The sequence below is a fragment of the Belliella filtrata genome (genome assembly GCF_022549775.1).
GTDB classification, from domain to species: Bacteria; Bacteroidota; Bacteroidia; order Cytophagales; family Cyclobacteriaceae; genus Belliella; species Belliella filtrata.
On record NZ_JAKZGP010000002.1, the window covers coordinates 90,916 to 103,708 of the forward strand.

The 12,793-nt window shown below is 41.5% G+C and carries 7 protein-coding genes; all 7 read right to left on the reverse strand.

The window, feature by feature from the left end:
• Nucleotides 1-17: 17 nt before the first annotated feature.
• A complete protein-coding gene (locus MM239_RS01790) occupies nucleotides 18-1,598 on the reverse strand; it encodes a sodium:solute symporter (RefSeq protein WP_241346092.1) in 1,581 nt (526 codons plus the stop codon).
• Between the two features lie 168 nt (nucleotides 1,599-1,766).
• Entirely contained in the window at nucleotides 1,767-2,534 is a 768-nt protein-coding gene (locus tag MM239_RS01795) for a phytanoyl-CoA dioxygenase family protein (RefSeq protein WP_241346094.1), read from the reverse strand.
• 162 nt (nucleotides 2,535-2,696) lie between these two features.
• A complete protein-coding gene (locus tag MM239_RS01800) occupies nucleotides 2,697-3,788 on the reverse strand; it encodes a Gfo/Idh/MocA family protein (RefSeq protein ID WP_241346095.1) in 1,092 nt (363 codons plus the stop codon).
• A gap of 14 nt (nucleotides 3,789-3,802) precedes the next feature.
• Complete coding sequence (locus tag MM239_RS01805) at nucleotides 3,803-6,061, reverse strand: glycoside hydrolase family 31 protein (RefSeq protein WP_241346097.1); 2,259 nt, start codon at nucleotides 6,059-6,061, stop codon at nucleotides 3,803-3,805.
• Nucleotides 6,062-6,064: 3 nt separating this feature from the next.
• A complete protein-coding gene (locus MM239_RS01810) occupies nucleotides 6,065-7,951 on the reverse strand; it encodes a right-handed parallel beta-helix repeat-containing protein (RefSeq protein ID WP_241346100.1) in 1,887 nt (628 codons plus the stop codon).
• Nucleotides 7,952-8,134: 183 nt separating this feature from the next.
• Entirely contained in the window at nucleotides 8,135-9,631 is a 1,497-nt protein-coding gene (locus MM239_RS01815; RefSeq protein WP_241346102.1) for a RagB/SusD family nutrient uptake outer membrane protein, read from the reverse strand.
• Between the two features lie 20 nt (nucleotides 9,632-9,651).
• Nucleotides 9,652-12,663, reverse strand: a complete 3,012-nt coding sequence (locus tag MM239_RS01820; protein WP_241346104.1) for a SusC/RagA family TonB-linked outer membrane protein — start codon at nucleotides 12,661-12,663, stop codon at nucleotides 9,652-9,654.
• Nucleotides 12,664-12,793 lie beyond the last annotated feature (130 nt).

A 12,793-nucleotide genomic window follows, 5' to 3' on the forward strand; every position in this document is an offset into this window, starting at 1 on the left:
ACATTCCTGTATGTTCATCAATGCCCATTGAACACGAAATACAATGCTACCATCACTACAATAAGTGCTGTCCAAAGCCATTTCACCACTGAGGACGTTTTGTTAACCTTTTGATAAACCAAGCTTGAAGGCATGGCATCATGGGTATCAAAAAGGCTGATCAGCACAACTAGAAATGAGAGGAAAACAAAAATGTAGAAGGATAGCATTAGGAAATGTGGCCAAAATGGATAATCCGCTTTGGGAAAAACCCACAGGTATAGCACCCCCACACCAATACTTAGGATTGTACCAAAAGTGAGGGTGAAATTGGCTGCCTTTGCAGTAGTTTTTTTCCATAATACCCCAAACAAGAATACCACAGACATGGGTGGGGCAATAAAACCAAGAACCGACTGAAATACATCAAACAGATTCAACCCTTTGATACTGTCAATTGCCAATGTCAAGAGAATCGCCAACAGTGCGCCGACAACTGTCACGAGTCTTCCTACCTTAATTACTTGCTTTTGAGAAGCTTCTGGCGCATACTTTTTCACAAATACATCCATGGTGAACACCGTACTGAGGGCATTCAATGCTGAATCAATGGTACTCACCAAAGCTGCAATCAACACCGCCATCACCAAGCCAGTCATACCCGGAGGAAAGAGCTGGGTGACCATGGTCATATAGGCATGATCTGGATTTTCCAAATTTGGAAATAATATAAAGCACAGTACCCCTGGAATGATAAACAAAGCAACATCAAGGATTTTAAGCCAGCCTGTAAAGTTTGCCCCAAGTTGTCCGTGTTTTAGATTTTTCGCTCCCAAAACAGACTGCACCATAGACTGGTCAGTACACCAAAACCATACACCCATCACTGGATATCCAAGTAAAATTGCCACCCAAGGATAATTGGGATCATCATTTGGCAAGAACAAATTCCAATAGGAACTGGGAGTTTGACTAATAATGGTATCTATTCCGCCTACCTTCTGCCAACCCACAATTACCAATGCCAAAGAAACCCCAATCAAAAGCAACATTTGAAAAACATTGGTATATGCAATGGCTTTGAGTCCACCAGCAATGGTAAAAAATGCTGCTATAACCAATAACAATATAACAGAAAGCCAAAGGGGGATATTTAATATTTGCTGAATCAATATTCCTCCTGCAAAGAGCGTCAAAGAAAGCCAGGAAATCAAGATGGTCACTATTGTATACCATGCTAATAGATTCTGGGTAGCATCTCCAAATCGCTTCCCCATGTATTCAGGCAAAGTTTGAACCTTTGCTTGCAAATACCTTGGAGCAAAAACTAGGGTAAGTAAAAAAATAAAGATGAAGGCATACCAAGCAAAATTACCTGCTACAATACCTGTGGTGTAGCCAATACTTGCTGATGCAATCAGCATAGAAGGCCCTACATTTGTTCCCCACATGGTCAAACCTATACTAGGCCATCCAAGAGAATTACCTGCAAGAAAAAGATTCCCATCACCAGGAGTTCTATTTCTAAAACTTACCCAGTACCCTATAGCAATCAGCACAATCAGGTATGCTATCACTACCACAAAGTCTAGGGTTGTCAATAATTCATAAATCTGCATGGTTGGGCTTATTTTGGGTTAATTTGGTTTGTGGGGACTTGGTTGACCTGTGGGTGTATGAATGGAATATGATTGGCCTGTAAGAACACAGGCCAAAGGAAAGGAAGCGTAGTGGAATCAATTACTGCACAATGTCCTCTCGAATCAAAACCTTGAAGAGATTAAATATTAAGCCAAACCTTTGCTTGGAAGTGGCTTCAATCGTTCCCCATGCTCAACAATGGGATCAGCCCAATAAAGTGGTGTCCCATCAGCCTTCAGGATCGGTTCTGCTGAATATTGGATCAAAAGCACTCTTCTGGCTTTATTGGTTTGATTTGACCCACTTCTGTGAAAGCATGTGCTGGAAAATAAAGCTACATCTCCAGCATCTAAAATTGCTGGAACACCCGGGTTGTCCCCAAAATAGCCGATTTTATCATTGGTACCTTCCTGAAGTACATGCTCAAGCCTTTTCTTTGTCCCTGCGTCTTTATACGGCAACAAATAAACGGTCCCATTCTCTTCTGTAACATCATCCAATGGAAGCCAAATCGACAAATAAGGCAAATGCTCAAAATCTAAATAGCCTGAATCTTGATGCCAGGAAAAAGTCATTCCTTTATCAGCTGCCTTGACTACAAACTGTTCCAAAAACAAATACACATTTTCACCCAATATTTTACGGGTGATCTGTTCCAGTTCTGGCCCATAGATCAAATCTTGCATGGCTTTGCTATCTTTATAGCGCAAGGCAATAAAATAACGCTTTCCTTTGTGGTTGATTTCATCAACTTCTACACCTTTTCGATCCATTTCCTGATCTTTTTCTAGCATGAACTGTTGACAAGCTTCTCTTAACCGATCAATCATTTCCTTGGAAATAACATCCTTTACGATGCAAAAACCTTCCTCTTGGAATTGTTTCAATTGCGCTTCTGAAATTACTGAATTCATGGTTTTATGGTTTTTATGGTTTTGTGTATTCGGTTTTATTTTAAATAGCCAAAGTAATTTAAGGCCACATTCTCTAGCTTACCTGTATTGAAAATGAATGAGCTGAAACATGATTTATCACTCATAAACACCTTCATTTTCAAAGATTTAATTAATTATTTCTTATTTTAAGTAAATGTTCAATCCATAGTCGCTTATGATTTCTTCAAGTTTTTCTGGCCTTCCACTTTGAAGGGATTTCTCCATGGCTTTGAGCAAAACGATGGTACCTATTCCCTCTTTCAAGTCAGGGTAAGCTGTAAAATTCTCTTGTACACTGGCTGCGAAATGTTCCAAGTAGTTGTTATACTCTCCTGCATGGTGGCTTTTGCCTTCAAACCTGAAGTAATGCTTTGATTTATGCTCCCAAGTGATTACTTGCTCTTCTCCATCACTTGTGGTAATTGCGTAGCGAAGCTCCATGTAGTCCCCTTGACTACAGCCTTTTGTTCCTCTGAGTATACAACTCATTTCACTATCTCTCAATGCGGGCTGAACAGGCCCTGTATAAGCCCCTGAGACCCGTGCTATCCTTCCATCTTTGGATTTGAAGATAAAGTGCATGGTATCATGATTTTTCAATCCTCCCTCATAGCCATTTGAGGAGAGCATACCATAACCCATTACTTCTTCAATGTCTGGTAAATACCAGCGAATAAAATCCACAGGGTGGCTTAGTCCTCCAAACAGCCATTTGAAAGAAGGCTTCAAAGCCCAAGGTTTGCTCAAAAACCATCGGTGGTCAGCATGATAGTAAGCTTCAACAGTGATCAGTTCTCCAATAAGACCATTTTGAAAATCCTCACGCTGCCTTCGCATAGGTTCAAAAAACCTACTACTCTGCCCTACAAAAAGCTTTACATCCATCTTTTTCTGTAGTGCCAACAAGGATACTGCCTCGCTCAAATCGTCTAAAAGCGGCTTGGTGCATACCACATGCTTGCCATGCTCCATGGCCAGCCTGATATGCTGAGCATGCAGGTGGTCTGGGGTATAGATACCTATGGCATCAACCTGTGGATTCTGAAGCATTTCTAGGTAATTGGTGGTATAATTATGAAAATCAAACTCCTTGGCCCGCTTTTTACACAATTCAAGGTTCAGGTCACAAATTTGAATCAAAGCTATTTTATCACTATTCAGCGAAGCCGAAATGGTACTTCTGCCTTCTCCAAGTCCTAAAATGCCTATACCTAATTTTTTATTTACCATCATTTTCATTAGTCATTTCAAATTCCCAAAAACTTCCAAATCCCTTTATAATCCTGATCTATGAACAGCATTTCCTGTTGCTCTAAATTCATTTCATCGGTGCTTGTAACAGGTTGGGAATATATCGGTAGTGATGCTCCAAGCTTCACCCAGACGGGCATTTCCTCCAAAGGCCAAGTCCTATCTAGCCATTGCTTACCTTGAAGCTTTTCTCCCGTGAAAAAATCTACCCAATCTCCTTTTGGAAGATAGACTTTTCTATTGCCAAGGTCATTCATGATGGGCGCTACCAAGAAGTCCGCTCCGAAGTAATATTGATCATCCAGGTGCCAAACCGTTGGATCATCAAAGTCATGAAATAGCATAGCCCTGAGCACAGGGTATCCTGTGAGGGTACTTTGTACACTCTCTTTCATGATATAAGGAATCAAGGCATATCGTAATTTCCACCACCTGCGCACCATATCCGCAATTTTAGGATAATGGTATGGTTCACGCTTAGATGTCCCATGGTACCTAATATGTGAAGAGAACACACCAAACTGAGTCCACCTGGCATATAACTCATCAGGTATGATGCTATTCATAAAATCTGGAAGTGCATGAAAACCGGGAACATCATGGCTCCAAAATGCAAATCCTGATAGACCCAAATGCAAACCACCTCTCAGTGAGCCTGCCAAGCCGTCCCAAGTAGCTGCTGCATCCCCACCCCAATGAAGAGGATATCTTTGACAACCAGCCCATCCTGCTCTTGCCCATACGATTCCTTCTCCTGTCACTTCTTTTGTCACTTCAAATGCCGCTTTCTGGTAGAGTAACCCGTAGATATTATTGAGTTGCTTAGCATTCATTCTATGATATGATGCATCCATATGAATCTCTTCACCGAAATCTGTTTTGATACATACAGCACCAGTTTCCAGTAAGTTTCTCAACAAATTCTTGTACCAAGCCACTGCTTTGGGGTAAGTAAAATCTATGGTTCCAGCATAATCCAAAGCACTAAAATTCGACCCCTCTTGCTTAGACACCTTTAGTGACTCCCCAAAAAAATTGTTTTCTTTTGCTTCATCATGCTGTGCTGCTTCCTTGGCAATATAGGGCATTTGCCAAAGGCTGACTTTGTATCCATCCTTTCTTAATCTTTGCATAAACCCAGCAGGGTCTGGAAACCTTTCAGGGTTGAACTCCCATTCACAAAGCCAATCAGTCTTGAACCAGCCTGTGTCAAGGTGGATCACATCACAGGGATAGTCTTCCTGACGCAATCGATCACAAATCTCATAGACCTCTTCGGCAGAGAAATAGGTCATTTTACTCATCCAAATTCCAAAACTCCACAGTGGAGGCACACTTGGGAAGCCCGTAATTCTTCGATATTGATATAATATTTCTTCTGGTTTATCTCCACCGATCAGGAAAATATCCAAGCTTGGCTCTTCACTAAGAACTTGAACACTTCTGGTAGAATGGTCAGCCATGGAGAACTTACAATATGCTGAAGTGTGTAAAAACATCCCATACAATTCGCTGGAAAGATAAAAAGGCACATTCTTATAGGTTCTCTGACTGTTCACCCCTTGTCCATCTTGATTCTTCATTTGGAAGGTTTTTCCAGCAAGATCCATTTTAGCAAACCTTTCTCCTGTGCCTACAAACTTCTCATCGGGTTTGGCATGTAGAGAAATTGTCATCGCTTGGGTTAATCCTCCCTCTTTGATGTAAGCCAATCCAAAAGCATCTTGTCTTGCTGGAAAAAATTGATCAAAACCATGCATTTTCACTTCTTTTTCTCCACCTGGATAAAAACTCATCTCCAAAGTTTCTTGAGGCTCTGGAAGCAATTCACTCCAATGGTCTTTCGGATGGTCTTCAAAACTAAACTTTGCTCTCAATTTCCCTCTTGAATCCACAACATTCCATTCCTTGTCTGATTTTGTAACAGACAATGGATTTCTTTCTAAATCAAGTGCAAATTCCAGCATGTCTGAGTCTGGAAATGCATCCTTGCCCTCTCCAATACCTACCCTCAAAATTTTATCTCCCAAGGCTTCCAAGCTAAGCCGCTTGAATTCTAGAGGAATAGCTGTATCAGCATGGATTTCTTTGGTAGCCTCTTGGCACTGAAATGCAATGGTAACGACTACAATACCATCCACTGTTGCTATGTCAACAGGTTTACCAGCCCTCCAAAGTCTTTTAGGCTGCTCTTCAGGTTTTAGGTTTGGATCGAAATCCAAGAAATCAAACAGTTGGTAGTTAGTCCTATTCATTGTTTACTTATCGAATATCTTTTGATAGGCTGGTTGGATTCCTGCCTTTTCCTTGATTTCATCTGAGACTTGGGGTCCATTGTTCTCCCATTCATTACCTGGGCCTGGGGTATTTGAGAAGAATTTATCCTGCTCGGTCCAATTGTTTATCGCCCTGATGTAGGAAGATCCTTCATCAAAATAAATGTACTGGTGGTGATGCCTCATGTGTGGATAAGGAGCTTCAACAAGGTCAAAAATATAATTCTCACTAATCTCCATATTGGGCTGAGAAGAAAGTGTGTATATTCCTCCTACATCATACATTTGCTTTGCAAAATGATGGATTTTATTTGCATGGACTCGGTTGTTTTTAGAAGCTGAAATTGTCTTCGTCCATCCCCATCCTACACAAATTCCAGAGTAATTCACATCCCTTATTTCATTGTGTTCTATATTGATATCATGGGCAAAGCCAACGCTGATACCTACACATCCCCAATCTTCATTGGTTGCATCAGAGATTAGGTTGTTTGAAATCTCTGCAAAGCCCACCAATTCCCTTGCATCCTGTGGGTTGTAGGGTAAATGGGCCTCGAAAGCGTGACTTCCAAAAAATCCCGCTTGAATTCCCGTTCCCCCGATATCTTTAAATACATTTCCTTTAATGATACTGTGCTGAACACCTGTTATCAAGTCTATGCCTGTTGCTGCTACATGTGAAACCTTACAGTCTTGGAAAGAGAAGTTGATAGCGTTGCTCACCTGAATGCTGGCAGCTTGCCTTCCAATCCATGCCTGATTCTCCAACTTGGCTTTATCTGGAGTACCTGGCTCTTGGAGAGCATAGGCTTCCAAGATATACCAACCTGCCTGTAAGGGCACATGCCCAGCTTTAGAGGGGCGCATCCACCCCGCATGCTCAAAACTTAAGCCTTGGAATCCAACATGTCTTACAGGACTATCCAAAGTCCCCTCAACCTGTACAATTGTCTCTAATACCGGAACTACTGCATTGATACTGGACATGTCTTCACCTTCCTGTGGCCAATAATAGAGCATCCCCTCCTTTTGATCTACATACCATTCCCCAGGCTTATCCAAAAACTCCACAGCTCCCTGAATGAAAAAAACTGAATTCCCCTCATACTCCTTTTTATCATCTATAAAAGGGGCAGGCCAAGGATGTTCAAACTCTATGAGACTTTCTGGTTGGTGAAAAGTCACTTTGGTACTGTCCCCAATTGCTTCCATGGATTTTATCCTTAAGTTGGCAATAGCCCACCATTGATGAATTACAAGTTCAGCATCATGAATGTTACCTAATTTTACTTTTAGAGTAGGTATCCACATTTCTTGCTTTTCATTGTCTTTCGCTAGGATTCTTTCAAGTTCTGGAGCATCCAAGTTTGAAGCCCGATTTGCCTTCTTGTCATTGACATAAAGTTGCCTGAATTCCACTTGTCTACCTGATTTGCGAGGTATTGGAGCCACCCAGAGGTTATTTTGGGCCGCTTTGGGCAATCCAGAGATTTTTGAACTGTGTTTCTTCCAGCCCGTAACTTTAACTCCTCCTGATAGAACGGGCTTGCTACCTGGTGCAGCCATGATGATCGTTGGACTACTGGCAGTACCAGAATCTTCAGGTCTGACTTGAAGTGTTTCATCCAAAAAGTAAGTACCACCTTTCACATAAATGTATATACCTCCCTCAACAGAAGGATCATTCAATCGCCTTAGTTCTCGTGCCTTCCGCAATGCCATTTGTAAAGAAAGAAGAGGACTATCTTTTGTGCCTTCTTGCTGATCATTGCCATCCAGTGCTACCCATAGGTCTGCGGCTGGGCTAGAAAGGCATATGAAAGACGTCAGAAATAAAAGCAATCCTTTTTTAAATATGGAGCAATTCATTTTTTGCATTTGGTTTATTTCGGGTTTTTGGTCTCAAACATGAGTATGGAATTGACCTTCAGAATAGTTAATATTAGGACTATATGAAATTCCCTGCATCCTGTACTTTCCAGTTTGAAGGAATTTAAAATCGATATAAAATATTGAGATGGGTCAATTCCTAGTTTCACCATTTAGGCTATCTTAAAATCCTGGGGTTTGATCAAGATTTGGATTAGCCAAAACATCAGCTGGCGGAATAGTAAACAGTAAGTACTGGTCTGAAGAAGAGGTTTTGAGCGTCCAGGAGCCCAAGAATTTACCAAATCTTATCATATCTTGCCTTCTGTGACCTTCCCAATAAAGCTCGCGCGCCCTTTCATCAAGCAATAGGTCTAAATCTAGGCTTTGGAATTCACTCGCATTTCTTTCAGTTCGGATCAGGTTGACGATTTGTAGGGCTTGCTGCGTATCTCCTAGCCTGAGGAGCGCTTCTGCTTTCATTAGCAGTACGTCGGCATACCTCAAAAGCACAACATCATTGTCCGCAGCGCCTGGATTGGCATAATCAGGAATATATTTGACGGGTCGATATCCATTCCATAAAGTAGCCCCGACCAAGGTTGGTATTTCCTTTGTAAAAACTACCCCAGGTAAGGCATCGCCATTAGGGTCAAACTGTTGCCCTGTAAGAAATCCAGCATTGTAACCCCGTGCTACAGTGATAGGATGCTCATAATAGCGCCTGACATCATTGGCTTCAAACAAATCATACACCTCGGGCGTAGAGGCAAAACCATTCCATCCACCTCCATTTGGAAGAATCATTTCTGTTGGGAAAATAGCATGCCACCATACCCAAAGAGAATGAGAGCGTACTCCTCCTCTTCCTTCAATGGTAAAAATCAGCTCATTTGAATTGAGGTTATTGTCTGGCACGAAGCTGTCCCAATAGAAGTCTAGGGATTTCTCGGTAATTTCATCAGCATACGCAATCACACGTTGCATATCTTGCGCATCAAACTGTGGGTTAGACCGCTGATAATACACCGCTTTGTTTAAATACAATTTGGCCAAGAGAGCCCTTGCTGCATTTTGTGTTGCCCTATAAGCAGGCCCAGTGGTGGCCAACAAGGGTAAAGCAGCTTTTACTTCATCTATAATAAATTCCACAGCCTCACCACCCGTCAAAACTGTAGATGGAAGTAAGAGGTCATCACCAGGCTCTCTAAAAGGCACTTGATTAAAAAGATCCAAGATAGTGTACATAAAAAAAGCACGTAAAAAGCGCGCTTCCGCTGCTACTGCATCAGAGGGATTGAAAGACAACACGTTGGTTGCATTGAAAATCCCTCTGTTCAGACCATTCCAAACAGCTATGATATAAGCATTTTCAGGAGTCCAGGAATGGGTATGTAATTCCCGGTAAACACCTCCATTATCCCAACCCGAGGGTCTAGAGGGTACTATGGCTGCATCGGCACTCACCTCTTGCAGCAACCAAACACTACCAGCATGCTGGATATACCTGCTGTCAAACTCTCTGTACACTGTTTCTAGCAGCACATCGAAATTAACATTTTCATTAAGAAATGCTCTTGCTTTGTCCTCAGGTAAATCAGACTTCAATTCTTCCACCAAGTCTGTGCAAGAAAGCGTGATCAAGGAAAAGGCAAGTATAGGAAGGATATAATTTTTCATGATAATTTTGGGTTTAAATTTTAGAAAGAAGCATTGATTCCAAGTAGAAATGTCCGTGCAGCAGGGTATGGAATGTACTCGATACCAAAAGATGGCACCCCACCTACTCCTCTATTAGTATTTACTTCTGGATCAAAGCCACTGTAGTTGGTTATTAAAAAAAGGTTCTGTCCTGTTAGTGAAACCCTGACATTGTTAAAAGCATTCTTGATTGCTCCCACATTGTAGGCAATGCTCATGTTCTGGAGCCTAAGGTAGTCTGCTGACTCCAAGAATCTCGTGGAAACGACATTGGCATTGCTTAGGCTTTCATTACCTAAACCAATTTCTGAGGAAGTGTTTCTTCCCAAGCCAAAATTCGCCGCTGTAATCAATGCATTAGCTGTATTGTTGTATACCTGGTGACCAAAAACTCCATTCAAGCTAAAGTTGAGACTGAACTTTTTATAGACCAAGTTTGAGTTAACTCCTAGCAAGAAGTTAGGATTTGGGTTCCCCACTATCATCTGCTCATCAGAATACAGCGCAGCTCCTGATTCATCAAAACCTAAAAATTCGAGCATTTTGAAGGTAAATAATGGCTGACCATTAATTAATTGCTGGGAATTACTACCACCTCCCAGTCCATTGCCATTGATCTGCCCCGTCAGTACAGGTGCTCCTGTATAATTTTCAAATATGTTTCGCAGAAAGGTTGCATTCGCTCCCATCTCCCATGTGAAATCTGTGGTTTCCTTAACCAGGGCATTGAGCATGATTTCTACACCATTATTTCGAATGGTTGCCGGTAAGTTAGTCCAATATGTAGCTGCTGGTGCAGGTTGAATAGTTGGCAATTGAAACAGTAAATCTTTGGTAGACTTATCAAAGTATTCGATTGACCCTGCAAGCCTGTGATTGAAAAAGGTAAAATCCACACCAACATTATAGGTTTCAGTCGTTTCCCATCTCAGGTTGGGGTTAGCCACATTTGCTAAAGCTAAACTCTGAAGTCCAAAGGCATATCGATCTTGTGAAGCACCCGCTGGGAACTCTTGATTTCCGGTCCTTCCCCATCCAACACGAAGTTTTAGCATCCCTATGTTTTTGGAGTTCCTCAAAAACTGCTCCTCACTCAACACCCATGCACCTGCAAATGATGGGAAATAACCATACTTATTATTTTCTCCAAACTTTGTAGAACCATCTGCCCTCATCGTCGTGGTGATCAAGAGACGATCTGAGAAGTTCAAGTTTAATCTTGAGAAAAATGATTGAATTTGATTGGTAGGGTCACGATACGAGCTTACCTGTACATTATCTCTATTCGGGTTTTGAAGAATATCAGTCCCTTGAATTTCAAACATAGAGAATCCCCTAGCTGTGATGTTATTCACATAGCTCTTGTAATCCTGAAATTCATATCCTGCCAAAGCACTGACTTTCACTTTGGAAAATTGTTTCTCGTAATTCAATGTGTGCGTCAGTGTACTGCTATTAAGCTGACTGGTATTGACCAAGGCTAGCCCTAGGTCTGTAATGGTGTTCAGAAATAATAACCCTGATGTGTCTACTGTTCGGTTACCTTTAGCATGATTCACCCCGATGCTCACCCGATAATCTAAGCCATCAACGATACGATAAGAAGCCGCCAATGAGCCAAGGATATTGGTAATATTACTCTGATCATTATAATATTCTAACAAGGCCAGTGGATTTGTAGGCAATCCAGTCACATTTCTTCCTCCTTCCTGATAGAGCCTTTGAACAAAATCTCCTTGGCTATTGCGGAAGGGAGTTGTTGGATTCCATTCTATTGCATTTCCAATGAGACTTCCATTTACATTGGAATTCTCTGTAATGGGAGCTCCTCTTTCAGTATTATTGGAAGCGATGATATTAACATCCAATTTAAGCCTCTCCTCAGGTAGCAGCTTATAAGTAGCCGCATAGTTAGCGGTGTATTTTTTAATCCCAGAGTTTCTAACGATACCTTCTTGATCATGGTAACCTAGTGAAAGCCTATAATCGTTACTTTTCCCTCCTCCACTTACAGAGAAATTTACAATTTTGGTCAAAGCAGGCTGCATGATTTCATCAAAAGCATTCACGTTTGCACCTCCATCATACTGAGAAAGTTCACGGTGGGCAAGGGCCTCTCTGAAAGTGTTGCCATCCATTATTTTCGGTCTTCTTGCAATCACACTTACTCCTGATTGCAAATCAAGAGATACCCTAGGTTCTCCACTTTGACCTTTTTTTGTGGTGATCAAGACTACGCCATTCGCCCCTCTTGAACCATATATAGCCGTGGCTGAAGCATCCTTTAGAATGTCAATTGTTGCAATGTCATTTGGATTGATAAAGTTTAATGGATTTGATCCCTCTGTACTACCCAATTCTCCAGCTGAAGCCGCAGGCTTTGTGTTTCGACCATCAAGAGGCACGCCATCGACAACAAATAGTGGCTGGTTGCCAGAACGAACCGATGAAGCTCCTCTGATTCTAAATGTCACTTCGCCTCCAGGCGAACCACTATTATTGATAATATCCACTCCAGCAACTTTCCCTTGAATCAATTGGTCTGGGGATACGTTCACCCCTTTGTTGAAACCCTCCTCTCCAACTCTGGTTACTGCACCAGTCAGGTCTCTGACCCTAGCTGTTCCGTAACCAACTACGACGAACTCCTCTAAATTTTGGGTATCTTCTTCTAGTTGAATCGTAAAGATTGATTGATTTTCTATGGGAATTTCTACTTGTAAATACCCTATGAAGGAAACTATCAATGTTTCTGCATCTTGAGGAATGCTCATTTCAAAAACTCCCATCACATCTGTCACTACACCTATTGAGGTACCTTTTACTAAAATTGATGCTCCAGGAATCGGTTCTTGACTAGCTTTATCCAGGATTTTTCCTCGTAGCACCTTTTCATTCTCTACTGCTTGAAATGGCAGCAACTCACTGTATGGCATGCCCGATGCCTCCCCTACAAAAGGGATCTGTAACAACACCCATAATAGGGTGCTACTAAGTAAACTTGTTTTCATGGTATTTTGGGTTGTTTAGGTTAATTGTAGCAATTGGCTCAAGAATTTGGATAACTTGACCTTTTACTTTGCTAATCAAATGAAAAATAAATTCAACCAGTATAATAATTGTACAACGGTCGATGTTATA

Bases quoted from the DNA above. Each gene is read 5' to 3' on its own strand.
- MM239_RS01805 (WP_241346097.1), bottom strand. From the start codon at position 6,061: ATGAATAGGACTAACTACCAACTGTTTGATTTCTTGGATTTCGATCCA.
- MM239_RS01795 (WP_241346094.1), bottom strand. From the start codon at position 2,534: ATGAATTCAGTAATTTCAGAAGCGCAATTGAAACAATTCCAAGAGGAA.
- MM239_RS01790 (WP_241346092.1), bottom strand. From the start codon at position 1,598: ATGCAGATTTATGAATTATTGACAACCCTAGACTTTGTGGTAGTGATA.
- MM239_RS01800 (WP_241346095.1), bottom strand. From the start codon at position 3,788: ATGATGGTAAATAAAAAATTAGGTATAGGCATTTTAGGACTTGGAGAA.
- MM239_RS01810 (WP_241346100.1), bottom strand. From the start codon at position 7,951: ATGAATTGCTCCATATTTAAAAAAGGATTGCTTTTATTTCTGACGTCT.
- MM239_RS01815 (WP_241346102.1), bottom strand. From the start codon at position 9,631: ATGAAAAATTATATCCTTCCTATACTTGCCTTTTCCTTGATCACGCTT.
- MM239_RS01820 (WP_241346104.1), bottom strand. From the start codon at position 12,663: ATGAAAACAAGTTTACTTAGTAGCACCCTATTATGGGTGTTGTTACAG.